This is a genomic window from Microcella flavibacter (assembly GCF_012530535.1).
Taxonomy (GTDB): domain Bacteria; phylum Actinomycetota; class Actinomycetes; order Actinomycetales; family Microbacteriaceae; genus Microcella; species Microcella flavibacter.
On record NZ_CP051299.1, the window covers coordinates 1669936 to 1696378 of the forward strand.

The 26443-nt window shown below is 70.4% G+C and carries 26 protein-coding genes and 1 tRNA gene; 13 read left to right on the top strand and 14 right to left on the bottom strand.

Translation table 11 applies throughout. The annotated features are described in order from the left end of the window. Window positions 1-37: 37 nt before the first annotated feature. From HGB54_RS07930 to HGB54_RS07945, 4 genes are all read right to left on the bottom strand, one after another. Window positions 38-3163 carry a type I restriction endonuclease subunit R gene (locus HGB54_RS07930; protein ID WP_168915958.1) on the bottom strand — a complete coding sequence of 1042 codons (3126 nt, stop codon included), beginning with the start codon at window positions 3161-3163 and terminating at the stop codon, window positions 38-40. Beyond that, a complete protein-coding gene (locus tag HGB54_RS07935) occupies window positions 3160-4365 on the bottom strand; it encodes a restriction endonuclease subunit S (RefSeq protein WP_168915959.1) in 1206 nt (401 codons plus the stop codon). Before HGB54_RS07935 ends, HGB54_RS07930 begins: the two co-directional genes overlap by 4 nt. Continuing rightward, a complete protein-coding gene (locus tag HGB54_RS07940; protein ID WP_323740659.1) occupies window positions 4358-5965 on the bottom strand; it encodes a class I SAM-dependent DNA methyltransferase in 1608 nt (535 codons plus the stop codon). Before HGB54_RS07940 ends, HGB54_RS07935 begins: the two co-directional genes overlap by 8 nt. A gap of 171 nt (window positions 5966-6136) precedes the next feature. Then, window positions 6137-7317, bottom strand: a protein-coding gene (locus HGB54_RS07945; RefSeq protein ID WP_407663465.1) for an IS3 family transposase whose coding sequence is annotated in 2 segments (ribosomal slippage) — window positions 6137-7048 and window positions 7051-7317 — 1179 coding nt in all. Because the reading frame shifts where the segments join, the coding sequence is not laid out codon by codon here. Between the two features lie 132 nt (window positions 7318-7449). On the opposite strand from HGB54_RS07945, the gene HGB54_RS07950 reads away from it, so the two are divergent. Beyond that, a complete protein-coding gene (locus tag HGB54_RS07950) occupies window positions 7450-8679 on the top strand; it encodes a hypothetical protein (RefSeq protein WP_168915961.1) in 1230 nt (409 codons plus the stop codon). A 246-nt stretch (window positions 8680-8925) separates the two neighbouring features. On the opposite strand, the gene HGB54_RS07955 is transcribed toward HGB54_RS07950, so the two are convergent. Further along, window positions 8926-9002: transfer RNA gene (locus HGB54_RS07955), tRNA-Pro, on the bottom strand. Between the two features lie 85 nt (window positions 9003-9087). On the opposite strand from HGB54_RS07955, the gene pcp reads away from it, so the two are divergent. The 5 genes from pcp (at window position 9088) to HGB54_RS07980 (ending at window position 11348) form a co-directional block, all read left to right on the top strand. Then, complete coding sequence (pcp, locus tag HGB54_RS07960; RefSeq protein ID WP_228546014.1) at window positions 9088-9729, top strand: pyroglutamyl-peptidase I; 642 nt, start codon at window positions 9088-9090, stop codon at window positions 9727-9729. Further along, complete coding sequence (locus HGB54_RS07965; protein WP_168915963.1) at window positions 9729-10136, top strand: NUDIX hydrolase; 408 nt, start codon at window positions 9729-9731, stop codon at window positions 10134-10136. The genes pcp and HGB54_RS07965 overlap by 1 nt, the downstream gene beginning before the upstream one ends. A 64-nt stretch (window positions 10137-10200) precedes the next feature. After that, window positions 10201-10416, top strand: a complete 216-nt coding sequence (locus HGB54_RS07970; protein WP_168915964.1) for a hypothetical protein — start codon at window positions 10201-10203, stop codon at window positions 10414-10416. Between the two features lie 66 nt (window positions 10417-10482). Further along, window positions 10483-10704, top strand: coding sequence for a hypothetical protein (locus tag HGB54_RS07975; protein WP_168915965.1), 222 nt, complete (start codon window positions 10483-10485; stop codon window positions 10702-10704). Between the two features lie 56 nt (window positions 10705-10760). Continuing rightward, the gene (locus tag HGB54_RS07980) at window positions 10761-11348 is read left to right on the top strand and encodes a GNAT family N-acetyltransferase (protein ID WP_168915966.1); all 588 of its coding nucleotides are present in this window, start codon (window positions 10761-10763) and stop codon (window positions 11346-11348) included. Here HGB54_RS07980 and HGB54_RS07985 read toward each other — a convergent pair. Further along, a complete protein-coding gene (locus HGB54_RS07985; RefSeq protein WP_168915967.1) occupies window positions 11345-11833 on the bottom strand; it encodes an NUDIX hydrolase in 489 nt (162 codons plus the stop codon). The two genes, HGB54_RS07980 and HGB54_RS07985, sit on opposite strands and share 4 nt — an antisense overlap. Before the next feature lie 96 nt (window positions 11834-11929). Between HGB54_RS07985 and HGB54_RS07990 the strand changes: the two genes are divergently transcribed. Next, complete coding sequence (locus HGB54_RS07990) at window positions 11930-12802, top strand: YqjF family protein (RefSeq protein ID WP_168915968.1); 873 nt, start codon at window positions 11930-11932, stop codon at window positions 12800-12802. 150 nt (window positions 12803-12952) lie between these two features. Beyond that, complete coding sequence (locus HGB54_RS07995) at window positions 12953-13972, top strand: TerC family protein (protein WP_168915969.1); 1020 nt, start codon at window positions 12953-12955, stop codon at window positions 13970-13972. A gap of 214 nt (window positions 13973-14186) precedes the next feature. Here HGB54_RS07995 and der read toward each other — a convergent pair whose 3' ends face one another. Genes der through HGB54_RS08030 form a run of 7 tightly spaced genes read right to left on the bottom strand, consistent with a single transcriptional unit; the run spans window position 14187 to window position 20878 of the window. After that, window positions 14187-15755 carry a ribosome biogenesis GTPase Der gene (der, locus tag HGB54_RS08000; RefSeq protein WP_168915970.1) on the bottom strand — a complete coding sequence of 523 codons (1569 nt, stop codon included), beginning with the start codon at window positions 15753-15755 and terminating at the stop codon, window positions 14187-14189. Between the two features lie 55 nt (window positions 15756-15810). Next, window positions 15811-16470, bottom strand: coding sequence for a (d)CMP kinase (gene cmk / locus HGB54_RS08005; RefSeq protein WP_168916896.1), 660 nt, complete (start codon window positions 16468-16470; stop codon window positions 15811-15813). A 44-nt stretch (window positions 16471-16514) separates the two neighbouring features. Beyond that, complete coding sequence (locus tag HGB54_RS08010) at window positions 16515-17603, bottom strand: prephenate dehydrogenase (RefSeq protein WP_168915971.1); 1089 nt, start codon at window positions 17601-17603, stop codon at window positions 16515-16517. Next, window positions 17600-18490: a pseudouridine synthase gene (locus HGB54_RS08015; protein ID WP_168915972.1), complete on the bottom strand. Its 891-nt coding sequence runs from the start codon at window positions 18488-18490 to the stop codon at window positions 17600-17602. Before HGB54_RS08015 ends, HGB54_RS08010 begins: the two co-directional genes overlap by 4 nt. Next, on the bottom strand, window positions 18480-19163 hold the full coding sequence (gene scpB, locus HGB54_RS08020) for an SMC-Scp complex subunit ScpB (RefSeq protein ID WP_228545746.1): 684 nt from the start codon (window positions 19161-19163) through the stop codon (window positions 18480-18482). Before scpB ends, HGB54_RS08015 begins: the two co-directional genes overlap by 11 nt. Next, window positions 19153-20007, bottom strand: a complete 855-nt coding sequence (locus HGB54_RS08025) for a segregation and condensation protein A (RefSeq protein WP_168915973.1) — start codon at window positions 20005-20007, stop codon at window positions 19153-19155. The genes scpB and HGB54_RS08025 overlap by 11 nt, the downstream gene beginning before the upstream one ends. Next, window positions 19991-20878 (bottom strand): ParA family protein, encoded by an 888-nt coding sequence (locus HGB54_RS08030; RefSeq protein WP_168915974.1) that lies wholly within the window; start codon window positions 20876-20878, stop codon window positions 19991-19993. The genes HGB54_RS08025 and HGB54_RS08030 overlap by 17 nt, the downstream gene beginning before the upstream one ends. Window positions 20879-21074: 196 nt before the next feature. Here HGB54_RS08030 and HGB54_RS08035 point away from each other — a divergent pair, with 196 nt between their 5' ends. Genes HGB54_RS08035 through HGB54_RS08055 form a run of 5 tightly spaced genes read left to right on the top strand, consistent with a single transcriptional unit; the run spans window position 21075 to window position 25387 of the window. After that, window positions 21075-21770, top strand: a complete 696-nt coding sequence (locus HGB54_RS08035; RefSeq protein ID WP_168915975.1) for a hypothetical protein — start codon at window positions 21075-21077, stop codon at window positions 21768-21770. 25 nt (window positions 21771-21795) lie between these two features. Continuing rightward, a complete protein-coding gene (locus HGB54_RS08040) occupies window positions 21796-22839 on the top strand; it encodes a hypothetical protein (RefSeq protein WP_168915976.1) in 1044 nt (347 codons plus the stop codon). Beyond that, on the top strand, window positions 22836-23702 hold the full coding sequence (locus HGB54_RS08045; RefSeq protein WP_168915977.1) for a hypothetical protein: 867 nt from the start codon (window positions 22836-22838) through the stop codon (window positions 23700-23702). Before HGB54_RS08040 ends, HGB54_RS08045 begins: the two co-directional genes overlap by 4 nt. Before the next feature lie 30 nt (window positions 23703-23732). After that, a complete protein-coding gene (locus tag HGB54_RS08050) occupies window positions 23733-24530 on the top strand; it encodes a hypothetical protein (RefSeq protein ID WP_168915978.1) in 798 nt (265 codons plus the stop codon). A 38-nt stretch (window positions 24531-24568) separates the two neighbouring features. After that, the gene (locus HGB54_RS08055; protein ID WP_168915979.1) at window positions 24569-25387 is read left to right on the top strand and encodes a hypothetical protein; all 819 of its coding nucleotides are present in this window, start codon (window positions 24569-24571) and stop codon (window positions 25385-25387) included. A gap of 54 nt (window positions 25388-25441) precedes the next feature. Here the strand turns inward: HGB54_RS08055 and HGB54_RS08060 are convergent, their stop codons facing one another. Beyond that, entirely contained in the window at window positions 25442-26443 is a 1002-nt protein-coding gene (locus HGB54_RS08060; protein WP_168915980.1) for a site-specific tyrosine recombinase XerD, read from the bottom strand.

A 26443-nucleotide genomic window follows, 5' to 3' on the forward strand; every position in this document is an offset into this window, starting at 1 on the left:
GGCGATCCAAGCCCCCAACCCGAAGCGATTCGATTGCTCACTCGGCAGCAATCACTTCAGCCTGCGCCAGCACCAGCTGCGTGGCGCCCTCCGCCTGGTCGGGCGGGTAGCCGTATTTGCGCAGTAGCCGCTTGATCGTGGCCCGCAGCTTTGCCCGTACTTGCTCTTTCACCGCCCAATCGGTTTTCGCGTCACGGCGCACGATTTCGACGAGCTCGTGCGCGATCGCCTTGAGGATATCGTCGCTGAGAGTCAGCACAGCCGACTCATTGGTGCGGATGGCGTCGTAGAACGCGAGCTCATCGCTGGTGAGGCCGAGCTGTTCGGCGCGGTTGGCTTCTGCGGTCATCCGGCGCGCGAGGTCGGCGAGAGCGGCAATGACTTGGGCTGAGTCGAGAGTGCGGTTCTGGTAGCGCAGCAGCGAGTCGCTGAGCATCTCGCTGAACTGCTTACTGGCCACGATGTTGCGCTTGTTGATTCGAGCAATCTCGGTCGACAGCAGACGTCGGAGCATCTCCAATTGCAGGTTCTTGCGGTCGGATTGATTGAAGCGAATGATGAATTCGTCGTCGATCATCGACAGGTCGGGCTTCTGAAGCCCCGCTTCCTTGTAGATGTCGATTACGCCGACACCGGTCATGGCGTCGGAGACGATCTGCCGGATTGCCGTGTCGAGTTCGGCTTTTGGGTTGACGCGCAGGTCGCCAACCTCCATCTTCGAGAGTTGCCCGCGCACCGCCTCAAAGAATGCCGCGTCCCCCTTAAGGCGCTCGGCCTCGGGCGTGCCAGCGCAGATCGCATAGAGCCGCACGAACCGGCCGGCCTGCGACAGATACCGGTGCTTCAGGCACGGCGCTTCCGACGAGCACTCCTGGTCGACGTGCGACGTGAGCAAGTATTCGATGGCCCCCATCAACGTGTGCAAGAACGCCTTCGCGCCACCGGCTACAAGTCCCGCGCGCCAAGCGTGACCGTGAAGGATCGTGTCAACGACACCGTGGGCTTCGAGCATGCCGGGGACTGCCTGCTCGCGCACGTCCTGGCCCAACTCCCCGTTCTGGCGGTCACGGTCGGTGTACTCCGACAGTGCCGACTTCAGGTCTTCGGCGATGCCGAGGTAGTCAACGACGAGGCCCGCGGGCTTGTCCTTGAAAGTGCGGTTCACGCGGGCGATCGCCTGCATGAGGTTAGCGCCGCGCATCGGCTTGTCGACGTACATGGTGTGCATCGAGGGCGAGTCGAACCCTGTGAGCCACATGTCGCGAACGATCACGAGCTCCAGATCGTCGGATGGGTCCTTCGCCCGCGCCTTGAGCGCCTTGAGTGCGTCTTTCGAGCGGATGTGCGGCTGCAGCGACTGGTCATCGGCGGCTGAGCCGGTGATGACGACCTTCAATCGCCCGGTGCCGTCATCATCCGTGACCCAGTCGGGGCGCAACTCGGCGATGGCGTCGTAGAGGGCTGCGGCGATGCGACGCGACATCGTGACGATCATCGCCTTGCCGGTGAGCACTTCCCGGCGGCGCTCCCAGTGCTCCACCAAGTCGCGAGCGAGTTCGGCGATGCGTTTGTCGGAGCCGACAATGGCCTCGACCCGCGCCCACTTCGACTTGAGGCGGTCACGCGCATCATCCTCGGAGCCCGAAGTCGCGTCGCTGAAGGCGTCGTCGATGTCGGCAAGAGCATCCCGAGGTAACTCGACCCGGGCAAGCCGGGGTTCGTAGTAGACCTTCACGGTGGCGCCATCTTCGACTGCTTGGGTGAGGTCGTAGGTGTCGATGTAGTCGCCGAAGACGTTCTTGGTCGACTTGTCGCTGGACTCGATGGGGGTGCCGGTGAATCCGATGAAGGTGGCGTTAGGCAGGCCATCGCGCAGGTGGCGGGCGAAGCCGTCGATGAAGTCGTAGTTGGAGCGGTGGGCCTCGTCGACGATGACGACGATGTTGGTCCGGTCCGAGAGCAGCGGGAACGATGTGCCTGCGTCCTTCTCCTCGCGCGAGACGCCGAATTTTTGGATGGTCGAGAAGATGATTCCGCCCGACGCCCGGCCGCCGAGCAGCGTCTTCAGCTCGGCGCGCGAACTCGCCTGCACGGGCTTCTCGGGCAGGGGCGCTCCGGGCAGGGCGGCGGCGAAGGTGTCGTCGAAGAGTTGGTCGTCGAGGTCGTTGCGGTCGGTCAGCACGACTACGGTGGGGTTCTCCATCGCCGCATTGCGCATGATCTTGCCGGCGTACCAGAGCATCTCGTAGCTCTTGCCCGACCCCTGCGTGTGCCACACGACACCCGCACGACCGTCGCCCTCGACGGCCTCGACGGTGGCGAACACGGCCCGGTTGACGGCCCAGAACTGGTGATACTTCGCCACGAACCGCTGCAGGTTGCCGGCATCGCCGAGGTAGACAGTGAAGTTTGCGATGAGGTCGAGCAAGACAGCGGGGTTGAGCATGCCCTGCGCGAGCACCTCGATCTCAGGCACGAACCCCGGGGCCAGCTCGCCCGTGATGGTCTTCCACGGCGCGTAGTGCTCCCAGTTGCCGGCAAAGGCACCCGCGCGCGCCTGCACGCCATCGCTAATCACCGCGAATTGGGTGAACGCGAACAGGTCGGGAATGTCATTCAGATAGGTACGCACCTGGTTGAACGCGCCCTTGAGGCTCGCCTGCTGGTTGCCGGCGCGCTTCAACTCTACGAGTACGATCGGCAGCCCGTTGACGAACAACACCACGTCGGGCCGACGCTTCGCCCCGGTCGCTGACGCGACCGTGAACTGGTTCAGCGCGAGCAGATCATTGGCACCGGGGTCGACCCAGTCGACGAGACGCGCCCGCACCGTGCGCGGGTTTCCGTCGACATCGCGCGTTTCGACCGGCACCCCCTGCGTGAGCAGCTGGTACGCCCGCCAGTTCTCGCTCATCACCACTTGCGACTCGGGTCGCACCACCGTCTTCACAGCATCCTCGACCGCTTCGGAGTCGAGCTCGGGGTTCAGCTGCTCCACCGCTCGGCGCAGACGACCGGCCAATACGACCTCGCGATAGTCACCGCGCTCGGGATTCTCCGACTCCGGGTCGATGTCGGGCCCGTGCTGCACTGCCCACCCGAGCTGCCGGAGCTCGTCGAGCACGAGCTCTTCGAGCTCAGCCTCGGTCGGGATGCCGCTCACGCCGCGACCCCCTTCGGCCGCACGCGAACCGCGCCGGACATCAGCAGCGGGAGCAACTCGTCGCGGGTCTTACGCAACGACTCCGCGGTTTCGAATGCCTCATCTGCGGCATCGCGCAACGGAAGAAGAGCTTCAAAACGCGCCATGAGTTCGGCACCAGGCAGAACTACGGGGAAGGAGGGAATGGCCCTTGCGCCCATATGCAAGACGGTAGTGCCATTGCAGAACCCCAAGACGTGATCGCGGAAATCGACGCTCTCCAAGACCGACTGGATGAACTGACCAGACACGCCTTCCGACGGGCGCACAATCGCAAGATCGAGACTGGCAACAAGAAGGCCTTCGCGCTTACCGCGGCGCACTCGAACCGGTCGGCCAATCACCTCCCGCGCTTGGGTGAGGTCGGTTTGCGCAACTACCAAGTCGCCGTTGACGACGACGTGGGCAGGCTTAACCTTTGCACTGAGGGGCTTGAACCCGTCGGGTCGGAAGACGCCATGGCGACCGACATTCTTCAGCCCGACAAGCCAGCCGTCGCCTTCAACCAGCTCGGCACTCTTGTACGAGTAGCCCTTCGTGATCGTTGCAATGTCTTCGACCGATCGGGGCACTCCAGAACTGATCTCCAAAAGTAGGCGCTGCCCGATTGCACTTGCGGCCTCAGTCAAACGCAGCCCGAGCCGCTCGTTCGTGTCGATGAGGTCATCAAGCGCGCCCAGAACTTCCGCGATGCGCCGCTGTTCGTCGAGGGATGGAAGATCGACAGGGATCTTCACCAAGTCGCCCTGGCGCAAGTAGGGCAATGCAGAGCCCGCCGCCCACGAAGACAGTCCCACAACCGAGAACAAGTAGAGCATGAACATGGGGTCGAGCCCCGGCCTCGCCGTTGCCGCCATGAGGTTGTTGTCAAGAAGCGTCGGCATCGTTGTCATACGAATGCGTTCCGACTTGAGTCCCTCGCCGATTTTCGCAAATACAACCGAATTTGGCTCTACAGCGCGAGCCTTTATCGACTCCGCAGTCTCGTGTGAGACCCAGTTGTTTGACCGGCGGATGAATGGGTCGTTTCCGGCAAGACTTAGGTCGCTCACCTTGATGAACGGCAGGTCCCCGGCAGGTCGTCCTTGCAAGTCCGGTGAGAACGCCGACCCTGCACGAAAAGTGCACACGGTCCCCAACTCGACGCGATCCCAGTCACTCATTGTCTGCTTCCAGAGCAGACAATGCGGAAACCACACGATGCTGAAGTTCAGCGCGCTGCTCGAACCCCGCGCGCACCTCAGCCGTGAGCCTCGCGATCTTCTCATCGAGCGGCTCGTCGTCTACGAGCGCGCCTTCGCTGCCGACGTAGCGGCCCGGAGTGAGCGCGTATCCGTACTCGGCAATCTGCTCGAGGGTGACGCTCGCGCAGAAGCCGGGCACGTCTTCGTAAAGCTGCTCCCCCGGCTCGCCCCGCCAAGCGTGAAAAGTGTCGGCAATGCGAGCCATGTCGGCTTCGGTGAACTCCTTGTTGGTCCGCGAGACCATCGTGCCGAGCATCCGCGCGTCGATGAAGAGCACCTCGCCGGCGCGACTGCGCTGCGGTCGCTCGGTCGCGACCGTTTTGGCGCTTTTGTCGTTCGTCAAGAACCACAAGCACACCGGAATCTGAGTGGTGAAGAAGAGTTGCCCCGGCAGTGACACGATGCACTCGACGCGGTCTTTGCGCACGAGCTCGGCGCGAATCTCGCCCTCTCCGCCCGACTGGCTCGACAGCGAGCCGTTGGCGAGCACCGTGGCCATCGTGCCGGTCGGCGAGAGGTGGTGCAGCATGTGCTGCACCCAGGCGAAGTTGGCGTTGTTGGTCGGTGGCACGCCGTATTTCCAGCGAGCATCCCCCGCCAACTGGTCGGCACCCCAGCCCTTGATGTTGAAGGGCGGGTTCGCGATGACGAAGTCGGCCCGCAGATCAGGATGCTGATCATTGGTGAACGAATCGCCCCACTGCGGGCCAAGGTTCGCCTCAATGCCGCGCAGTGCCAGGTTCATCTTCGCCAGACGCCAGGTGGTGGGGTTCTGCTCTTGCCCGAAGACGCTGATGTCGTTGCGTGAGCCGTTGTGGGCCTTCACGAAGCGGTCGGCTTGCACGAACATGCCGCCCGAGCCGCACGCCGGGTCATACACGCGGCCTCGGAACGGCTCCAGCATGTCGACCATCAGCTTAACCACGCTGCGGGGCGTGAAGAACTCGCCGCCGAGCTTGCCCTCGGCGTTGGCGAACTTGCTCAGCATGTACTCGAAGACTCGGCCGAGAACATCCAAGCTTTCGTGCTCTTCGGCGGCGAGGTTCTCGTTCGAAAACAGATCGATGAGGCCGCCGAGCGTGGCTGGGGTGAGCTCGCGGCGAGAGTAGTTCTTGGGCAGAACCCCCTTTAGCGTGGGGTTCTCTTTCTCGATCGCCTCCATGGCGTCATCGATGCGGCGGCCGATTTCGGCCTGCTTTGCGGCCTTGCGAAGGTCGTCCCAGCGGTGACCTTCGGGCACCCAGAACACTCCGTCACCGGTGTACTCGTCGCGGTCTTCGAGCAGGCTCTGGCGGGCTGCATCGGTGGGCATGTAGAAGTCGCTGCTGTCGTCGCGCGAGAGGGCGTCGAGCTTCAGGCGTTGCTTCTCGAAGACGTCGGAGACGTACTTGAGGAAGATCAGGCCGAGGACGACGTGCTTGTACTCGGCAGCATCCATGCTCGACCGCAGTTGATTGGCCGAGGCCCAGAGCGCGTCTTCGAGACTCGCTGCTGCGGTCTTGGTCGTCTTGCCGGCCACGTGCACTCCTCTGTGAAGGCCGGGGCGCGCGCGGTACTTCGTGAGGTCAGCCCGGCCGCTGCATCACTGCTGGCAGTCAATCAGGTTGAGGCGTCAGGCGGCGCGGGATCGAGTTTCGGCGTGCCCCGTCTATCGAGGGGGCGTGAGGAACGAACTGGTGACAGGTTCGGTTTAGGCCGCGAGGGATCGCGACTCGGATAGCCTCGCTTCGAACTCGACCGGGGTCAACCCTCCGAGGGTGTCCTGGGCGCGTTGCCGGTGATACTTTCGCTCGATCCAGACCACGATCGCGAGGCGCAGCTCTGGCCTCGTCGCCCACCGTTGCTGGTTGAGAACGTTGGTCTGCAGCAGCGACCAGAAGCTCTCCATCGCGGCGTTGTCCCCAGCGGCACCGACGCGGCCCATCGAGCCGACCATGTCGTGGCGGCGCAGCTCCCTGGCCATCGCCCGACTGCGAAACTGACTGCCCCTGTCGGCATGCAGAATGCAGCCCGCGACGTCCCCACGTCGGGCGACGGCGTTGCGGAGAGCGTCGACGGCAAGCTTCGCCGTCATTCGCTCACTGATGGAGTAGCCGACGATCCGGTTCGAGAAGACGTCCTTGATCGCGCAGCAATAGAGCTTGCCCTCGGTCGCCGTGCGGTGCTCGGTGATGTCGGTCAGCCATAGGCGGTTCGGCGCGTCCGCGCGGAATACGCGCTGCACGTGATCGTCGAACACCGGCGGGCCAACCTTCTTGCCCTTTCCGCGCCTGCGTCGCTGCGCCGAAGAGAGGATCCCGGCCTGGGAACACAGCTTCCAGGCCGTCCGCCGGCTCATCCGCCAGCCCGCCCTGCGGGCTTCGTCGGCGAGATATCGGTAGCCGAACGTCGGATCTTCAGCGTGGGCATCGTGGAGGGCGTTGATCCGATACGCGCGCACCACATCTGCGTCCCGAACGGGATCCTTCCGCCATCGGTAGTACGGCTGGCGGGCGAGCTTCAAGACCCGGCACGACACCGTCACGGGAATCCCCGCTTCGGCGAGCTCAGCAACGAGCGGGTAGATCATTTTGGGGAGCCACCGAGTTTCAAATTCGCCTGCGACAAATACGCCGCCGCCTTCCGCAGGACCTCGTTCTCCTGCTCGAGGAGACGATTCCGGCGACGCAGCTCGCGCACCTCGGCCGCTTGGTCTGCGGTCTGACCGGGACGAGCGCCTTCTTCGATATCGGCTTGGCGCAGCCAGTTCTGCAACGTCGCTTCGCTGATACCGAAGTCAGTGGCGACTTGCTTGAGCGTGACACCGCTCTCGCGACGTCGGGCGACCGCGACGACGTCCTCGCGGAACTCTCTGGGATAGGGACCGGGCATGATGACATCCTTCCCGTCAGCGCCATCCGGCACTAACGATCAGTTGTCACCGATTCCTTCCTCACGCCCAGGACGCTCGAATGTCTGGGTCGAGCCATACTCTGGGCGAACACCAAACGTGAGGGGCACAGGATGCGCGACGAGATCGAGCTGGTCAACGACGGCGACGGCCTCGCCATTGTTGGAGACATAAGCGCGGTGGAGCGCTTTCTCACCTCGATGGGGCTACGAGAGAGCGCCATAGCGCTGCACATCGACAAGATTGGTAGGGCGCTCGGGACCGGATCTGATCTCGCGAATGGCGTGGCCAAGATGGTCGAGAGGTCCGGGCGATACGTGAAGCTGACGAAGGAATCAGCGGCACAATTGAAGTCTGAAGGCTTCATGGAGACCAAGACCAAAGGCGTTAGTTATGCCATGTTCGGTCGGCCTGGCGATGTCTCGAAGTGGGTGGAGGTCGAGAACACCGCGGGCGCGGTGCTCACTAGCCCAGCGATGCTCGCCGGGGCCGCGGGGCTCATGGCCCAATTTGCTCGGCAGGCCGAGGCTCAAGAACTGAAAGCACTCTTGCTGCGCATGGATAGCAAGCTCGACGACGTTCGGCGTCGGCAACGGGACGAAGTCCTGGCTCGGCTCGACCGCGCGGTCGAATCGGTAGACGAGGCGCTGGCGATTCGTGAACACGGTGGCGATTCAAAAACTGCTTGGGACAAGGTCGTCGCAGAGTCGGGAACCATCGCACAAACGCGAGCAGATGCACTTCGCGCCCTTGAATCCCTCGCCGACAAGGTCGAGGGCATCACCAGCGTCGGTAGGCTCGCGAAAGCAATTACAGAGGTGGAGAAGGAGACTGCGCTCTGGCTCACAGTGCTCGCACGCACCTTCCAGCTTGACAACGAATACAAAATTCTTGAAATCGATCGAGTCATCGAATCCGCGCCTAGCAAGCTCGAATACCACCGACGCGCTTTAGACGAGACCCTCGGCAAGCGGCACCAGATTTTGGTCGAGAAGACTCAGCACTTGATCACACGAATGGAGAAAGCCGGAGAATTTGCTCGCGCAAACGTGATTCTTCATGCCGGGGCCGCGGGTGCAATCATCGACTCAGCCAATCAGATCGGCGCGGCAGTTGAAGAGTTCCGGGAGCCGATGGGCATCGGGGCTATCCACGTTGATCAGTTGACAACACGATGGTTCGAGGCGATCAAGGACCCCGAACAACTCCGAACCGCCGCGGCAGACATCGGGCCCAAGATTGGAATAGCCGCGCTGAGCCTGGCTGGGGCGGTGGTGACACTGGCGGTAGCAGCGGCAGCTGCCCATCAGGATGACTCACAGGCATCAGCCGACGGCGAGTGAACGAGGCTCTTTCAGAGTCGAGAAGTCCCTAGCCCTTGTTGCGACCATGGCGCGGCGCCGAGCGATGCTCGCCGCCGGGTGCTGCCTGACAGGTTGGGATTTGTCCCCACCGGCTCCCCCAGCCGCGGCTGCGCCGCGCCCGGGGCCCCTCGCGCGGCGTGGGCCCACCTGCTCGCAGGTGCAAGCCGATTCACGCCCCACGAAACGAAAGAACCGGCCCCGCTATGCGGGACCGGTTCTTTCGTTTGGTCGGGCTGACAGGATTTGAACCTGCGACCCCTTGACCCCCAGTCAAGTGCGCTACCAAGCTGCGCCACAGCCCGTGGCTCGGCCCCGGAGGGCCTCGGATAGCTTAGCGGGTTCGCGGGGGGTGGTGAGACGCGGGAGGATGGGGGCGTGCGCGTATTGGTGAGCGGGTTCGAAGCGTTCGGGGGTGCGGCGTCGAACCCGAGCGGGGACGTCGTGGAACGGTTGGCTGTGAGCGGGCATCCGGGAGTCGAATTGTCGACCGTGGTTCTGCCGGTCGCGTTCGGCGCCGCGGGCGAGCGCCTGCGGGCAGTCGTCGACGAGGTGCAGCCCGACGTGGTCATCGCGCTGGGGTTGGCCGAAGGGCGCAGCGGCATCACGCCCGAGCGGGTGGCCATCAACCTCGACGACGCGCGCGTCCCCGACAACGACGGGGCGCAGCCGACCGATGAGCGCATCGAGCTGCACGGCCCCGACGGTCGGTTCACGACGCTGCCAGTCAAGGCAATCGTCGACGCCCTGCAGCGTGCCGATCTGCCCGCGAGTGTCTCGCTGAGTGCCGGCACCTACGTGTGCAACCACGTCTTCTACGTGCTGCAGCGCCTCTCCGAGCAGCGGAAGCTGCAGCGACGCCCGATGCGATCGGGTTTCGTCCACGTGCCCGCCACGCCCGAACTGGCCGAGGGGCGCATCGGCATGCCGAGCCTGAGCCTCGATGAGCTCGAGCGGGGCATCCGCATCATCATCGACACCGTCGTCGCGACGCCGGTCGACAAGCGCATCCGCGGCGGGGCCATCCACTGATGACCCAGGCCGGCGAGGTCATCCGCGTCTCGGCGGCGCTCATCGTCGACGACGCGGGGCGGCTGCTCGTCGTGCGCAAGCGCGGCACCACCGTGTTCATGCAGCCCGGCGGCAAGCCCGACCCGGGCGAGAACCCGGCTCAGACGCTGAGCCGCGAGCTCGCCGAAGAACTGGGCGCCTCCGTGCCGGTCGAGGCGCTCGAACCGCTCGGCAGCTTCACCGCCGCGGCCGCCAACGAGGCAGGGGCGACGGTCGTGGCGGAGGTGTTCCGGGCGCGGCTCGAGGGGCCCGTCGCGGCCGCCGCCGAGATCGCCGAGCTTCGCTGGGTGCACCCGCGCGAGTTCCCCGGCCTCGCGCTCGCGCCGCTCATCACCGAGCACATGCTGCCCCTGCTGCCCTCCCCCTGACAGCGGGCTGAATTCATCCGCGCGGCGGACGCCTGAGCATCCCTCCGCACCGCATACTGAGCGCATGAACAGGCGCAGCACCTACGTGGCACCGCACCCCGCGTGGCGATGGATGCTCGGCGCGGGCATCGCACTCGTCATCGCCTCCGCAATCAGCGGCGGCATCCTGCTCGTCATCGGCCCGGCCCCGCTCGGCATCGCGCTGCTCGCCACCGGCCTCGCCCTCGTCATCGCCGGCGCCGTGCTCGTGCGCCGCCTGCGCGGCCCCGCCGCCGTCTGAGCAGACCCGAACGCATCCGTCGCGCGACGGATGCGAGGCTCCCTCGACCTGCGGCACACTGGGCGCATGAGCGAGAGCACCCCGCCGCCCGTCGCCCCCGACGAGGACGAGACCGACGATCCGCAGGCGAACTACGGCGTCGCCATCGCCTTCTTCTGCGTCGGCATCGCCTTGTTCATCGGCGAGGGCACGCGCTGGTCGGGGCTCCCGTTCCTCATCCTCGCCCTCGTCTTCTTCCTCACGGCCACCCGGCAGGCGCAGCAGCAGTCGCCCGAGGGCGACTCCTGAATCGCGAGCCCGGTTCCCCACTCCCCTGCCGCCCCGCGCAGCGCTAGCCTCGCCGCATGACCGCATCGGTGCAGATCACCCCGGCCGCGCACGTGCCGTGGAGCGCGATCGAGCACGTGCTCGGCGCCGTCGGCGAGTCCTCGCACTGCTGGTGCCGCTGGTGGCTCACCCCCAACGCCGAGTACAGCGCTCTCGACGACGCGGCGCGGCGGGCGGCGCTGCAGGCCGACCTGGTCCGGGATGCCCCGCGCGGCCTGCTCGCCACCGTCGACGGCTCCCCTGCCGCCTGGGTCGGCGCCGCACCGCGCCCCGACTACGCCCGCCTGCCCCGCACCACGGTGCTCGCCCCGGCGCTGCCCGGCACCGACTGGGCCGATGACGGCGTCTGGAGCGTCGTCTGCTTCACCGTGCTGCCCGCCCACCGCCGCACGGGGCTCGCGACGGCGCTGCTCGGCGCCGCCGTCGAGGCCGCCCGCACCGCCGGAGCCTCCGCGGTCGAGGGCTACCCGATCGATACCGCGGTCGGAGGGCGGCGCAGCCCCGGCGCCCTCAACACCGGCACCCTCGCGCTGTTCGAGCGGCACGGCTTCACCGAGGTCGGCCGCGCCAAGGCCGACCGGCCGGTCGTGCGGCTCGAGCTCTAGGCCGCGGGCAACTGCGCGCGGAGGGCCGGCCAGGAGGCGGCGAATCCGGGGTGCAGCGGCAGAGCATCCACCGCATTGAGGGCGACCCAGCGCAGTTCGAGGCTCTCGAGGTCCGCGACCACGGGGGCGAAGAGCTCATCGACCCGCACGACGACCGTCGTGTACGACCAGAATCCGAGGTCGACGACGCTCTCGAACAGCACCGTCACCTGGTCGGCGGGCACGCCGGCCTCCTCGTGCGATTCGCGCAGCGCGGCGTCGGCGGCCGACTCGTCGAGCTTGCGCGCCCCGCCCGGAATGCCCCAGGTGCCGCCGTGGTGCGACCACTCGGCGCGGTGCTGCAGCAGGATGCCCGCGGTCGGGTGCCAAGCCAGCAGCCCGGCGGCGCCGAAGCGGCCCCAGAAGCGCTGCCCGTCGGGGCCCTCGACCCACGCATCGCCCGGATCCCGCAGGTGCGGCGGCGGCAGGGGCGGCGGCTGGGTCATGGTGGGCTCAGCGTACGCGGCGCAGCCTGACAGCAGGCGTCGAGCTGCCCCGCGGGTCACGGCCCGCGCGCAGGCCGCGCGCGCGACGATGAGGGCATGACCGATGAGGCGAGGGATGCCGCTGCCGCGGCCGCGCGCCGGCCCGAGATCGACGGCGCCGCCCTCGACTCGCCCGCCCTCGACCCCGCCGCGCCCCCGCTGCCCGGCCGCGCCGTCATCCGCCAGCGGTGGAGCGACTTCCTCTTCCTGCACTGGCGCGTGCCCGCCTCGGAGGTCGCCTCGATGCTGCCCGCCGGCACCCGCCCCGACGTCTTCGACGGCAGCGCCTGGCTGGGGCTCATCCCCTTCGTGCTCAGCGACCACGCCTTCCTGCCGCTGCCGCCCGTGCCGGGGCTCGGCACCTTCATCGAGATCAACGTGCGCACCTACTCGATCGACGAGAACGGCGAGCGGGGCGTGGTGTTCCGCTCGCTCGACGCCGAGCAGCTGCCCTCGGTGCTCGCCGCGCAGGCGCTCTTCGGGCTCCCCTACCGCTGGGCGCAGGCGGGCCTGCGGCACGACGAGGCGCGCGGCACGGTCGAGTACCGGGCGCGCCGGCGCACCGGGGGCCGGCCGCGCACGCGCATCCTCGCCCGGCCCGGCACGACGTCCGTCGACACCGGGCTCAGCCGCTTCCTCACCGCGCGGTGGGGGTTCCACGAGCGGCACCTCGGCCGCACCATCCACGCGCGCAACAGCCACGAGCCGTGGCCGCTCGTCGAGGCCGAGCTGCTCGCGCTCGACGACGAGCTGCTCGCGGCGGCAGGCTTTCCCGACCTCGCGCGACGGCCGCCCGATTCGGTGCTCGCGACCCCGGTGGGGCATCCCGGGCTCATCACCGAGTTCGCGGCGGCGCGGCCGCTGCGCCCCGCCCGCACCCTGCGCCCAGGCGATGCTCAGAGAGCCGGGCAGCGCCCTCCCGTAGACTGAACTCGTTCAAGGGGAGTACCCCACCCACGGACGGCTCGTCAGTACGGATGGTTCGCGCATCGCAGCGCGCATCCCGGGCCGCCGGTTCCGCCCGCGGAATGGGGAAGACCTTGGCGTCGATTCGTCCACGCCAAATTCTGGAGACCCTGCATGAACGTCACACCCCTGATCTGGATCATCACCATCGCGGTCACGATCGCGTTCTTCGTCTTCGAGTTCTTCGCGCACGTGCGCAAGCCGCACGAGCCCTCGATCGGCGAATCCGCCCGCTGGTCGGCCTTCTACATCGGCCTCGCCCTGCTCTTCGGCGTCGGCATCGGCCTCGTCTCGGGCTGGACGTACGGCGGCGAGTACTTCGCCGGCTACCTCACCGAGAAGGCGCTGTCGGTCGACAACCTCTTCGTGTTCCTGCTCGTCATGACCGCCTTCGCGGTGCCGAAGATCTACCAGCAGAAGGTGCTGCTCATCGGCATCGTCATCGCGCTCATCATGCGCGGCGCGTTCATCGCGGTCGGCGCGGCGCTCATCTCCAACTTCTCCTGGATCTTCTACATCTTCGGCGCCCTGCTGCTCTTCCTCGCCTACCGCCAGGCCTTCAGCCACGGCGACTCCGACATCGCGAACGGAAAGTTCATGGGCCTCGTGCGCCGCGTGCTGCCCGTGCACAACGAGTACGTCGGCGACAAGCTCTTCACCCGCATCGACGGCCGCCGCTTCGTCACCCCGATGCTGCTCGTCATCGTCGCCATCGGCTTCGTCGACCTCATCTTCGCCGTCGACTCCATCCCCGCCATCTACGGTCTGACGGAGGAGGCGTACATCGTCTTCGTCGCCAACGCCTTCGCCCTCATGGGCCTGCGCCAGCTGTACTTCCTCATCGGCGGACTGCTCGAGCGCCTCGTCTACCTCGCCCAGGGCCTCGCCGTCATCCTCGCCTTCATCGGCGTCAAGCTCGTGCTGCACGCCCTGTACGTCAACGAGCTGCCCTTCATCAACGGCGGCGAGCCGCTGCTCTGGGTGCCCGAGATCCCCACCTCGGTCTCGCTCATCTTCATCGCCGCGACCATCACCGTGGCGACGATCGCGAGCCTCATGAAGACCCGCGGCGACCGCGTGCGCGAGTCCGCCGAGGTCAAGGACGAGGTCAGCGAGGGCGTCGACCCGCGTTAGCTGCTGCGGCGGTTCGGGATGCTCGGCGCGGGTTCTGCGGAGCCCGCGCCGAGCATCCCGCCGCCTCGTCGCACCCCGCCGAGCGTGCACAAATGCAGGACTCGCTCGGCGCGTCGCCAAGGGTGAGGCGGGGACACGCCGGTGACGAGTCGCGGAGTCCTGCATTTGTGCCGCGGACCGAGCGGTGACGCGCGGCAGCGCCGACGCCGAGCGACTACTTGCGAACGCGCTTCTCGCGCACTCGCATGTTGACCTGGATGGGCGAGCCCTCGAAGCCGTAGATCTCGCGCAGGCGGCGCGTGATGAAGCGGCGGTACTGCGGGTCGAGGAAGCCCGTGGTGAAGAGCACGAAGGTCGGCGGGCGGGTCGAGGCCTGCGTCGCGAACAGGATGCGGGGCTGCTTGCCGCCGCGCACCGGGTGGGGATGCTCCTGCGTGAGCTCGGCGACGAACGCGTTGAGCTTGCCGGTGGGGATGCGGGTGTCCCACGACTCGAGCGCGACCTCGAGGGCGGGGACGAGCTTCTCCATGTGGCGGCCGGTGCGGGCCGAGATGTTGACGCGCGGCGCCCAGGCGACGTGCGCGAGGTCCTGCTCGATCTCGCGCTCGAGGTAGCGGCGGCGCTCGTCGTCGAGCAGGTCCCACTTGTTGAAGGCCAGCACGAGGGCGCGGCCCGACTCGAGCACGAGGTCGATGATGCGCACATCCTGCTCGCTGATCGGCTGCGTCACGTCGAGCAGCACGACGGCGACCTCGGCCTTCTCCAGTGCCGCGGCCGTGCGCAGCGAGGCGTAGAAGTCGGCGCCCTGCGCCATGTGCACGCGGCGGCGGATGCCGGCCGTGTCGACGAAGCGCCAGATCTTGCCGGCGAGCTCGATCTGCTCGTCGATGGGGTCGCGCGTGGTGCCGGCGAGCTCGTTGACGACGGCGCGCTCCTCGCGGGCCGCCTTGTTGAGCAGGCTCGACTTGCCGACGTTGGGGCGCCCGATGAGGGCGACGCGGCGCGGGCCGCCGAACTCGGCCTTCGCGACGGTCGAGATCTCGGGCAGCACCTCGAGCACGTGGTCGAGCAGGTCGGCGACACCGCGGCCGTGGACGGCCGAGGTCGGCCAGGGCTGGCCGAGGCCGAGGCCCCAGAGCGCGGCGGCCTCGGGCTCCTGGCGGGTGTCGTCGACCTTGTTGGCGACGAGGATGACGGGCTTCTTCGACCGGCGCAGCATCGTGACGACGAACTCGTCGGTCGCGGTCGCACCGGTGATGGCGTCGACGACGAAGAGCACGGCGTCGGCCAGCTCGACGGCGACCTCGGCCTGCTGCGCGACGGAGGCGTTGATGCCGAGCGCATCGGGCTCCCACCCGCCGGTGTCGACGAGGGTGAAGCGGCGGGTGTTCCACTCGGCCTTGTACGAGATGCGGTCGCGCGTCACGCCCGGCTTGTCCTCGACGACGGCCTCGCGGCGGCCGAGGATGCGGTTGACGAGGGCGCTCTTGCCGACGTTCGGCCGGCCCACGATGGCGAGCACGGGCAGGGCGGGCATCGTGATGATGCCGTCCTCACCGAGCGACGCGTGCTCGAGCAGCGTGAGGTCGTCCTCGTCGAGCTCGTAGTCCTCGAGGCCGGCCCGCAGGGCCTGGCTGCGCAGCTCGGTGATGTCCTCGTCGAGCTCGGCGATGCGGTCGGCGACGGCCTGCGCCGCGCTCGCGTCGAGCACGGGGTAGTCGGCCGTGCCGGCGCCGTCGGCGTCGTCAGCGGGAACGGAGGGGGTCGGGGTGTCGGCGGTCATGGGATCCTCCCATTTCTCCCTCGCCCACCGGCGAGGCGTGTTCCGCGCCCCTCCCCTAGGCGGGAGGTGCGGCGCGCACGATCGTGATCAACGCCTGCACGGTCTGCTCGAAGTCGAGCTCCGTGGAATCGAGGGTCGTGACGCCCTCGGCGGCGTTCATGAAGTCGACGACGCGCATGTCCTGCGCATCGCGCGAGGCCAGCTGCTGCGCTGTCGACTCGGTCGACTCGCTGCCCAGCTCGGCCGACCTTCTGGACATCCTAGCCTCCGGAGAGGCCGTCAGCAGCACGCGCACCGGCGCATCGGGCGCGACGACGGTCGTGATGTCGCGGCCCTCGACGATGACGCCCGGCTTCGGGTGCTCCGACACGAGCCGCCGGAACAGCGCCGTGAGCCCCGCCCGCACCTCCGGCACGCGCGCCACCTGGCTCACCACGGCGGTGACGCGCGGCTCGCGGATGTCGGCCGTGATCTCCTCGCCGCCGACGCGCACGTAGTAGCGGTCGGGCTCCATGCCGATGGCGTAGTCGAAGTCGGCCACGCGCTCGGCCACGGCAGCGGCATCCCCCGTATCGACGCCCTCATCGAGGCAGTGCCAGGCCAGCGCGCGGTAGGCGGCGCCGGTGTCGAGGTAGGCGAAGCCCAGTCGCCGGGCGGCCTCCTTGCTGACGCTCGACTTGCCGCTGCCGGCGGGGCCGTCGACGGCCACGATCATGTCGCTCACAGTTCTTCTCCTCGACAAGGGGTGGTTCGGGATGCTCAGCTCGCGCCCGCGATGCGCCAGCCGCGCTGCTCGAGCTGCGCGATCAGGGTCAGCTCCGCCTCGGGCAGCACCGACACCTCGGCGAAGCCGATCGGAGCGCCCGGCGAGTGCTCGAGGCGCAGGTCCTCCATGTTGACGCCGAGCTCGCCGATCTCGGTGAGCAGCCGCGCGAGCTGACCGGGGGTGTCGTCGATCATGACGACGATCTGGGCGAAGCGCCGGCTCGAGCCGTGCTTGCCGGGGATGCGCGCGACGCCCGCGTTGCCCGCGGCGAGCAGCTCGGCGGTCTGCCGGCGCGATCCCGCCTGCTCGGGGTTCTCGAGCGCCTCGATCATGGCCGAGAGGTCGTCGCGCAGGGCGTGCAGGATCTCGCCCACCGGCCCGGCGTTCGCCTGCAGGATCTGCACCCAGAGGCTCACGTCGCTCGCGGCGATGCGCGTGACGTCGCGCAGGCCCTGCCCGGCGAGGCCGACCGCGCCGTCGCCCGCGCGCACGAGGCGGGCGGCCATGGCGCTCGCGACGAGCTGCGGCACGTGGCTGATCATGGCGACGCTGCGGTCGTGCTCGTCGACGCTCATCTCGACGGGCACGGCGCCGACGTCGAGGATGAGGTCCTCGATCGCGGCGGCGCGGCCGTAGCTGATGCCGTCGTGGCCCGCGAGCACCCAGGGGCGCCCGACGAAGAGGTCGGCGCGGGCCGAGACGGGGCCGCCGCGCTCGCGGCCGGCCATCGGGTGCGTGCCGAGGTAGCGCGAGACGTCGGCGCCGAGCGCGAGCAGCTCGCGCAGCGGCTGCGCCTTGACGCTCGCGACGTCGGTGACGAGGGCCTCGGGATGCGCCTCGAGCTGCGCGGCGACGGTCACGGCGGTGACGTCGGGCGGCACGCACACGACGACGAGCCCCGGGCGGTCATCCGGCGTCGCCGCCCGCCCCGCCCCGTAGTCGACGGCGAGCGCCACCGCGGTGGGCGAGACGTCGTCGAGCGTGACGTCGACGCCCTTCTCGCGCAGGGCGAGGGCGATGCTCGTGCCGAGCAGGCCGGCGCCGACGATGTGGACGGCGTGCTGGAGGCGGCGGTCGGTCATTCGTCGGCCTCGCCGTCGGGTGCGGAGCCGGATGCCTCGTCATCCGCGGGGCCTTCGCCCCGCGCATCCCGCCCCAGCGTGAGCAGCGCGCCGCGCTCGTCCTTCGTGAGCTCGCGGGTGCGGCCGATCGGCAGCGTTCCGAGGTGCAGGGGGCCGAACTGGCGGCGCACGAGCTCGATAACGGGATGCCCGACCTCGGCCATCATGCGGCGCACCACGCGATTGCGACCGGAGTGCAGGGTCAGCTCGACCATGCTGCGGCCCTTCGAGGGCTCCCCCAGCAGTCGCGCCTTGTCGGCGACCGCCAGGCCGTCCTCGAGCTCGACGCCCTCGCGCAGTCGCCGCAGCGCCTGACCGGTGACGCCGCCCTTCACCGTGGCGATGTAGGTCTTCTCGACCCCGAACCGCGGGTGCGCGAGCACGTTGGCGAGCTCGCCGTCGTTGGTGAGCAGCAGCAGTCCGCTCGTGTCGGCGTCGAGGCGCCCGACGTTGTAGAGCCGGTCGTCGTAGCGTTCGGTGAACTGGCGCAGGTCGGGGCGGCCGTTCTCGTCGCGCAGAGTGCTCACGACCCCCGTGGGCTTGTTGAGCATGACGTAGCGGCGGGTGCCGTCGAGCTGCACGGCGACCCCGTCGACGGCCAGCTCGTCGACGGCCGGCTCGATGCGCGCGCCCAGCTCGTCGACGACGACGCCGTTGACCGTCACCCGGCCCTGCGCGATGAGCTGCTCGCTCACGCGGCGCGAGGCGACGCCCGCGGCGGCCATGACCTTCTGCAGGCGCTCGCTCGTCGCGCTGTCGCCCTCGCGCTGATTGCTGGAGAACGTCAGCTCGACGTCGGGCACGAGGCCCTTCGGCGCGCGGTCGTCATCGTGGCGATTACCGGACATCGTCGAACCCCTGGCTGCCGTCGTCGAGCAGCGGCGAGATCTTCGGCAGCTCGTCGAGGCCGTTGATGCCGAGCTGCGTCAGCAGCAGCTCGGTCGTGGCGTAGTGGATGGCGCCGGTCTCGCTGTCGGTGAAGGCCTCGGTGATGAGGCCGCGGCCGAGCAGCGTGCGCACGACCGAGTCGACGTTGACGGCGCGGATCGAGGCGATCGCGCCGCGGCTGATCGGCTGCTTGTAGGCGATGACGGCGAGCGTCTCGAGCGCCGCCTGCGAGAGCTTCGCGGGGCTCTGGGTGTGCACGAAGTCACGCACCAAATCGTCGAGCTCGGCGCGCACGTAGATGCGCCAGCCCCCGCCGACCTCGCGCAGCTCGAAGCCGCGCCGCGGGCCGCCGGTCTCGCCGTCGTAGTCGGCGACGAGGGCCGCGAGGGCCGCGCGCACCTCCGGCACGGGGCGGCCGAGCGCGCTCGCGAGCCCGACGAGGCTCTGCGGCTCGTCGACGACCATGAGCACGGCCTCGAGAGCGCGGGCCACGTCGACGCCGTCCGGGATGCCCGGCCGCGGCTCGGCGGCGACGTCGGGCTGCGCGGCGGCAGCGGCGTCGGGCCGGGTCGCCGCGGCGTCGCCGGGCTCGGGCGCGGCATCCCGCATCGGTGTCACGGTCTCACTGGCCATAGTCGGCTCCCAGGTTCACGAGGCTCTCGTCCGTCCAATTCTCCGCCGTCCAGCGCACGGTGAGCTCCCCCAGCGGTTCGAGCTGCTCGAAGCCGACGGCGGCGTGCCGGTACAGCTCGAGCAGGGCGAGGAACCGCGCGACGACGACGCCCTTCTGCTCGGCGCCGGCGATGAGCGCGCGGAAGGTCACCGGCTCGCCCTGGCGCAGCATGCTGACGACGTGGGCGGCCTGCTCGCGGATCGAGACGAGGGGGGCGTGCAGGTGGTCGAGGCCGACGACGGGGATCTCGCGGGGCGTGAGGGCGAGCAGGGCGAGGGCCGCGAAGTCGTCGAGGCTCGTCGTCCAGCGCAGCTCGGGCGTGCGCTCGCGGTACTGGTCCTCCAGGCGCACCGAGCGGGTGTGCCGACGGGTCTCGGCATCGATGCGGGAGGCGAACCAGCCGCTCGCCTCCTTGAAGGCGCGGTACTGCAGCAGGCGGGCGAAGAGCAGATCGCGCGCCTCGAGCAGCGCGACGTCCTCGGCGTCGACGAGCTCGCCCTGCGGCAGCAGGCTCGCGATCTTCCAGTCGAGCAGCGTCACGGCGACCACGAGGAACTCGCTCGCCTGATCCAGCTCGTCGATCGCCGAGCCCTCCCCGTGGTCGAGGCCGCGCAGGTACGAGAGGAACTCGTCGGTGACGGCGCTGAGCGCGATCTCGGTGATGTCGAGCTCGCGCTTCGAGATGAGGCTGAGCAGCAGGTCGAACGGGCCCTCGAACGAGCTCAGGCTGACGCGGAACCCCGGAGGGGCATCCGGAGCCGCCGCATCGACGGGGAGGACCTCGGGCTCAGGCGACGGCGCCACGCTCGATCAACTCTCGCGCGAGCTGCCGGTAGGCGCGGGCCGCGGGGTGCTCGGAGGCGTAGGAGGTGATCGGGGTGCCGGCGACGGAGGCGTCGGGGAACTTCACGGTGCGGCCGACGACGGTCTCGAGCACGCTGTCGCCGAAGGCCTCGACGACGCGCTCGAGCACCTCGCGCGAGTGCAGGGTGCGCGAGTCGTACATGGTCGCGAGGATGCCGTCGAGCTGGATGGCGGGGTTGAGGCGGTCCTTGACCTTCTCGATCGTCTCGACGAGCAGGGCGACGCCGCGCAGCGCGAAGTACTCGCACTCGAGCGGGATGAGCACGCCGTGCGCGGCGGTGAGCGCGTTGACGGTGAGCAGGCCGAGCGAGGGCTGGCAGTCGACGAGGATGACGTCGTAGTCCCCGAGCACGGGGCGCAGCACGCGGGCGAGGATCTGCTCGCGGGCCACCTCGTTGACGAGGTGCACCTCCGCGGCGCTGAGGTCGATGTTCGCGGGGATGATGTCGAGTCCCGGCGTCGACGTCGGCTGCACGGCGAGGCGGGTGTCCTTCTCGCGACCGAGCAGCAGGTCGTAGATGGTGAGGCCGTCGTGGCTGTTGACGCCGAGCCCGGCGGAGAGCGCGCCCTGCGGGTCGAAGTCGATGACGAGCACCTTGCGGCCGTACTCGGCGAGCGCCGCCCCCAGCGAGATCGTGGTCGTCGTCTTGCCGACGCCGCCCTTCTGGTTGCACAGGGCGATGATGCGGGCCGGGCCGTGCTGGGCGAGGGGCGCGGGGACGTCGAACTCCCGCTTGGGACGGCCCGTCGGACCGGTCACGATCGCTTCCATCCCGGGGAGGGCCGTACCGCTCGTCTTCTCGCCGCTCATGGTGCCCGAGTCTACTGACCGGCGGGCCCGCAGCCCGTGCGACGGGCCGCGCGAGCGCCGGGCTCATCGGGGGTTTCCCGGGGCCGTCACGACGGGTCGCCGCCGCGTCGCCGCCGCCTCCCCGCCGCCTCCCGATACGGCGATGCGGGATGCGCGCGCATTGCCCGCGCGCAGGTGGCAGGGGTTGACTGGGCTCATGGACGACGACGCCCGGCGGGCCCTCGAGCGCATCGCGTTCGGCCCCGCGCGCACGGGCGAGGAGCGGCGCGAGGCCGAGGCGGCGGCGCGCGAGCTCGCCCGGCTCGACGCCGCGGCCCCCCGGGCGGTTGCGGGCCGCCGCACCCGCGTCGGCGCGAGCGTCATGCACCCCGTCCCCCCGCGCCCACCCCGGCCGATCTGGCGCCACCCCGCCCTCATCGCCGCGGTCGTCGTGGTGGTGCTCGGCGGCCTCACCGCCGCGGGGCTCTCCCTCGCCGCGAGCGTGCTGCAGACCCGCGGCAACCCCTTCCTCGGCGCCCAGGGCTTCACCGCGCAGGAGGTGCGGGCCCTCGACATCCCGGCCTTCGACGTCTTCGACCGACCCGCCACGCCGCGCGAGCTGCGGTACCTCGACGAGCTCGAGGTGGGTGGGCGCGTCGTGCAGCTGGGGCCGCGCATCCTCGGGGCCGATGACGACTGGGACTACGCGGCCGTCGTCATCCGCTCGCTCGTCACCACCATCGAGCCGCGGGCGTGCGTGTGGGCGCTCGGCGAGGCCGGCGCCGCGCTCGCCTGCACCGACCTCACCCGATTCGCCGAGGCGGGCGTCGAGGGCGAGGCTGGCTCGGGCAGCGGCACGGTCGCCTTCCGCTGGAGCGCCGACGGCGCGTTCTCGGCCGTGCCCGATCCCTGAGGCTCGGCATGATTGACTTCGCCTCATGACGCAGGATGCCGCTGCCGGGCCCGGTCGCCCGACGCGCCCCCTCGTGCTCGATGCCGACGGCGGCACGGCGCTCGCCCCCGGCGCCGACCCCTTCGGCGAGCGCCGCCCACCCCGGATCCCCCTCCGCCTCCTCGTCGCCGCCCTCGTCGCGGTGCTCCTCCTCACGGGCTCGGCGTTCGGCACGCGCGCCGCCGCCGACGTCGACCCCACGGCCTTCGCGATCTTCGACCGGCCGGCGACGGAGGAGGACGAGCAGGCCCTCGTCGACCTCGCCGGCGTCGGGGCGCCCGTCATCGGCGAAGCGCGGGTGCTCTCCGAGAGCGACGGCGCGACCGTCATCGTCGTCCGCGCACCCGAGGGCACGGGGGCGCGACTGCGCGACTCCGGCGGCTATCCGCTCAGCGGTGGTCCTGTCGTGCCGGATCCCGTCCGCCGCGGGGATTCGGTCGAGACCGTGGTCGTACCCGACACCGCGGAGGCCTGCCTCTGGGTGGTGAGCCTGCGCTTCGGCGGTCTCGGTCGGTGCAAGAGCCCCGAGCGCTTCGCCCGCGAGGGCCTCGCGGCCGCGATCGCCTCCAACACACTGCAGTTCGCGGCGTCCTGGTCGGCGGACGGAGCGATCGCGGTTCAGTCGCTGCCCATCGGCCCGACGACCCGCGACGAACTGCGCGCGCTCGCCATCCCGGCCATCGAGCAGCTCGAGTCGTTGCCGCTCACCGACTCGGAGACCCGCGGAGGCGCGACCGCCGACGAGGGCCGTTTCAGCTTCGGCGATCCGCTCATCGAGCTGCGGCAGGTCGCCGTGTCGGACGAGTGGCGCATGGCGGCCGGGGTCTTCCAGCCCGAACCGACCGGGGGGCTCGCCGCCTGCGTCGTCGTCGAACCGATCGACAGCACCCGCGCCGAGGCCGGCGCCGGCTGCGGCTCGATCGAGCGGTTCACCGAGACGGGACTGCAGGGCGGTCTCGGACTCGACGGGCGGACGGTGACCTGGGAGTGGCTGCCCGACGGCAGCGCGACGTTCGGGGTGGAGGAGTGACGACCCCCTCCCCCGGTGCGGGCGGCGCGCGCGAGGCCAGGATCCTCGAGCTCGAGCAGCGCCTGTTCGGTCGGCCCGGGCCCGGCGGCGCGGGGTCGGCCGGGACGCCCGCCGAGGTGGAGGCCGATCTCGCCGAGCTGCGGCGATTGCGATCGGCACCGGCGCCGGTCGAGCAGGCCGGGGAACGGGAGGCACCGGTTCCGCCGGACGCGCCCGCGGCCTCCGACGACCCGGTGCTCGATCTCGATCCTGCGCCGATCGCGCAGAGTCCCTCCGTCGCCGCTCCGCTCCCGACTCGGCGCCGGCGACCGACCACTGCGCTGCGCGGGCTCCTCGGCGCGGGCCTCGCGGCGATCGCCGCCGGGGTCGTCGCCGGACTGGTCCTCGCTCCGCCCTCCCCCGTGGCGCTCGACGCCTTCGACCGCGCCGCGTCGGCGTTCGAACGGGCCCGCACCGAGGTGCTGCGCGACGCCGGACTCCCCCTCATCAGCGAGGGGCGTATCGTCGCCGACGCGGCGACCGCGACCCTCGTCACCTTCCGCGCCCCGCCGGGCTCGGCCGAGCGCCTTGAGGACGCCGACGCGAGCCTCGTCGGCACCGAGCTCTCGCCGTTCGGCGGCGCGATCTACCTGCTCCCCGATCCCTCCGCCGGCGATCGCGCCCTCGTCCGCCGCTCGGAGGTCTGCGCCTGGGTCGTCGACGGCACCTTCGCGATCGAGGGCCGGTGCACTCCCCTGGCCGAGTTCGCCGAATCGGGCCTCGTCTTCGAGACCGAGCGATTCGGCATCCGGTACGCCGTCGACTGGGCGCCCACGGGCGAGGCCGAGCTGCGCACCCTCCCCTTCGCGCCGACGCCGCCGTGATGGCGCCCAGCCCCGTGCTTGACTGATCCCATGACCCGGGATGCCGACGCCGAGGCCTCCCGCATCGCCGAGCTCGAGCGGCTCGCCTACGGCCGGGCCTCGACGCCCGCCGAGGCCGCGCAGTCCGAGGCCGCCGCGCAGGAGCGGCAGCAGCTGCTCGCCGCCCGCGCCGCGGCCGAGCATCCCGCCGCGGCCGACGACCGCGCCACGCACCCGGAAACGCAGGCCGCAGACGGCGTCGACGACACGACCGAGGCCGAGAGCGACGCCGAGGCCGACGACACCGCCCCGCGCCCCTGGTGGCGCCGCCCTCCCGCCCTCGCCGGTGCCCTCGCCCTCGCGATCGTGGGCGGTGCGGGCCTCGTCGGCGCGATCGCCCCTCCCGGCCCTCCGGCCGCCTTCGCCGTCTTCGAGCGCGCGCCCGACGAGGCCGAGCTCGCGCTCACCGGCCGGCTGCAGCAGCTCAGCGCCCCGGTCGACGGGCTGCGCATCGTCGAGCGCGCCGCGGCGGCCGAGCTCGTCGTTTTCCGGGCGCCTGCCGGCACCGCGCGGCAGCTCGCCGCGGCCGCCGGCGAGGGCGACCCCTTCCTGCCGCTCACCGACGGCAGCCGCTTCGGCGAGAACGGCGAGCCGGTGCGCGACCGGGCGGCGCAGGACGTCTGCCTCATGATCGTCGACCGCGGGCTGCCCTCCGGCACGAGCTGCGCGACCCTCGACGGCTTCCGCGAGCGCGGGCTCGAGGTCGTGGGGCGCGACGCCGTCTCGGGCGAGCCCTACCGCGGCTCCTGGCGGGCCGACGGCACGGCGGCGCTCGACCCGCTGCCCTGACCCTCGCTCCGCGCAGCACCGCGTGCTTGACTACGGCCATGGCGCAGCCGCCGGACGACCACGAAGCCGCCGACCGCGCCCGCGAGCACGTCATCGCGCACCTCTTCGACGTCGAGCTCACCCGCCTCGCCTACGCCCGGCCGCGCTCCGCCGAGGACGAGCAGCGCGCTGCGGCGGCCGTGCGCGAGCTGGCCCGGCGGGCCGCCGCGCGACCCGCGCCCCCGCCGGAACCCGCGACCGAGCAGCCCGCTCGCCCTTGGATCGGGCGGCGCCGGCCCCGCCCGGAGCCCGCGCCGCGCATCCCGACCCGCCGCCGCCGGCCCGCCCGGCGCGATGCGTCCCCGCCCGGCCCGCGCCGCGCGCTCGCTCTCACGGCCGCCGGCGGACTGCTGCTCAGCACGGTCGCCGCCCTCAGCGCCGCCGCCGCACCGGCCCCCGAGCCGCCGCCGGCGTCCTCCCTGCAGCTGCTGTACCGCGACGCGACCGCCGCCGAGCGCGATCTGCGCGACCGGATGCTCGCCGCAGGCCTGCCCGTCACCATCGGGCCGCGCATCCTCGCCGCCGGCGCCGAAGGCGATCGCGGCGAGCGGGTCGCGGCCTACCGCCACGTGCGAGCCGGAACGGCCGACGACGCCCGCAACGAGGTGTGCGTGCTGCTCGTCGACGTCGAGACCGTCGGAACGTCGAGCTGCATCGCCCGCAGCGTCTTCCTTACAGAGGGCATGCGCGCCGTGCTCGAGGGGCCGACCAGCCGCTGGAGCGTGCGCTGGGGCCCGACGGGCGAGGCCGAGGTCCTCGTGATCGGCGGGGGCGAGGACGGGCCGAGCGCACCCGACGCACCGCCGGCGCCGCTCTGACGGAATCGGGCGACCGGTCCGCGCGACCGAGCGACCCGATCCCGCCCCACCCCGCTACAGCGCCCGCGGATGCGCCGTCGCCCAGGCCTCGCGCATCGCGTCGGCCGTGACGAGCGTGTAGATCTGGGTCGTGGCGACGCTCGCGTGGCCGAGCAGCTCCTGCACGACGCGCACGTCGGCGCCGCCCTCGAGCAGGTGGGTCGCGAAGCTGTGGCGCAGCGTGTGCGGCGAGAGCTCGACGTCGAGCCGCGCGCGCTCCGCCGCCGCGCGGATCACCAGCCACGCCGACTGCCGGCTGAGCCGGGCCCCGCGCGCCCCGAGGAACAGCGCCGGCGTCGAGGCCCCCCGCGGCGCGAGCAGCGGCCGCGCCCGCACCAGGTACGCGTCGAGCGCCTCGCGGGCGTAGCGGCCGATCGGCACGATGCGCTGCTTGCGCCCCTTGCCGAACAGCCGCACCGCCCCGCCGACCTGCGCGTCGTCGCCCATCACGTCGTCGACGTTGAGATCGATCGCCTCGCTCGCCCGGGCGCCCGTGGCGTAGAGCAGCTCGAGCAGGGCGCGGTCGCGCAGCATCATCGGGTCGTCGCCCGCGCAGGCCTCGAGCAGCCGCTCGACCTGCGCGATGCTGATCGCCTTCGGCAGGCGCTTCGGCTGCGTCGGCGGCTTCTGCTCGGCGGCGACGTCCTGCTGCAGGATGCCCTCCTCGAGCAGGAACCGGTGCCAGCCGCGCACGCTCGACAGCATCCGCGCGGTCGTCGCGGCGCCCACCGGCGCGGCCGGGGTCGATGAGCCGGATCCCGCCGGGTCGCGCAGCGCCTGCACGAACCCCGCGACGTCGGCCGCCTCGACCTCGGCGACCTCCTCGCGCCCGATCCCGGTGAGGTACGCCGTGTAGCGGGCGAGGTCGCGGCGGTAGGCGGCGACGGTGTGCGGCGAGCGGCCGCGCTCGAGGGCGATGTGGCGCAGGTAGCGGTCGACGGCGCGGACGAGCGCCGGGGCGGGCTCGGCGGGCGGCGCGGTCGCGCCGGTGCGCTCCGGCTGCTCGACCGCCGGCAC

Coding starts and splice junctions, on each gene's coding strand:
- HGB54_RS07935 (WP_168915959.1), bottom strand. CDS start 4,365: ATGAGTGACTGGGATCGCGTCGAGTTGGGGACCGTGTGCACTTTTCGT.
- HGB54_RS07950 (WP_168915961.1), top strand. CDS start 7,450: ATGCGCGACGAGATCGAGCTGGTCAACGACGGCGACGGCCTCGCCATT.
- HGB54_RS07965 (WP_168915963.1), top strand. CDS start 9,729: ATGACCCAGGCCGGCGAGGTCATCCGCGTCTCGGCGGCGCTCATCGTC.
- HGB54_RS07970 (WP_168915964.1), top strand. CDS start 10,201: ATGAACAGGCGCAGCACCTACGTGGCACCGCACCCCGCGTGGCGATGG.
- HGB54_RS07975 (WP_168915965.1), top strand. CDS start 10,483: ATGAGCGAGAGCACCCCGCCGCCCGTCGCCCCCGACGAGGACGAGACC.
- HGB54_RS07980 (WP_168915966.1), top strand. CDS start 10,761: ATGACCGCATCGGTGCAGATCACCCCGGCCGCGCACGTGCCGTGGAGC.
- HGB54_RS07985 (WP_168915967.1), bottom strand. CDS start 11,833: ATGACCCAGCCGCCGCCCCTGCCGCCGCCGCACCTGCGGGATCCGGGC.
- HGB54_RS07990 (WP_168915968.1), top strand. CDS start 11,930: ATGACCGATGAGGCGAGGGATGCCGCTGCCGCGGCCGCGCGCCGGCCC.
- HGB54_RS07995 (WP_168915969.1), top strand. CDS start 12,953: ATGAACGTCACACCCCTGATCTGGATCATCACCATCGCGGTCACGATC.
- der (WP_168915970.1), bottom strand. CDS start 15,755: ATGACCGCCGACACCCCGACCCCCTCCGTTCCCGCTGACGACGCCGAC.
- cmk (WP_168916896.1), bottom strand. CDS start 16,470: ATGATCGTGGCCGTCGACGGCCCCGCCGGCAGCGGCAAGTCGAGCGTC.
- HGB54_RS08010 (WP_168915971.1), bottom strand. CDS start 17,603: ATGACCGACCGCCGCCTCCAGCACGCCGTCCACATCGTCGGCGCCGGC.
- HGB54_RS08015 (WP_168915972.1), bottom strand. CDS start 18,490: ATGTCCGGTAATCGCCACGATGACGACCGCGCGCCGAAGGGCCTCGTG.
- scpB (WP_228545746.1), bottom strand. CDS start 19,163: ATGGCCAGTGAGACCGTGACACCGATGCGGGATGCCGCGCCCGAGCCC.
- HGB54_RS08030 (WP_168915974.1), bottom strand. CDS start 20,878: ATGAGCGGCGAGAAGACGAGCGGTACGGCCCTCCCCGGGATGGAAGCG.
- HGB54_RS08035 (WP_168915975.1), top strand. CDS start 21,075: ATGGACGACGACGCCCGGCGGGCCCTCGAGCGCATCGCGTTCGGCCCC.
- HGB54_RS08040 (WP_168915976.1), top strand. CDS start 21,796: ATGACGCAGGATGCCGCTGCCGGGCCCGGTCGCCCGACGCGCCCCCTC.
- HGB54_RS08050 (WP_168915978.1), top strand. CDS start 23,733: ATGACCCGGGATGCCGACGCCGAGGCCTCCCGCATCGCCGAGCTCGAG.
- HGB54_RS08055 (WP_168915979.1), top strand. CDS start 24,569: ATGGCGCAGCCGCCGGACGACCACGAAGCCGCCGACCGCGCCCGCGAG.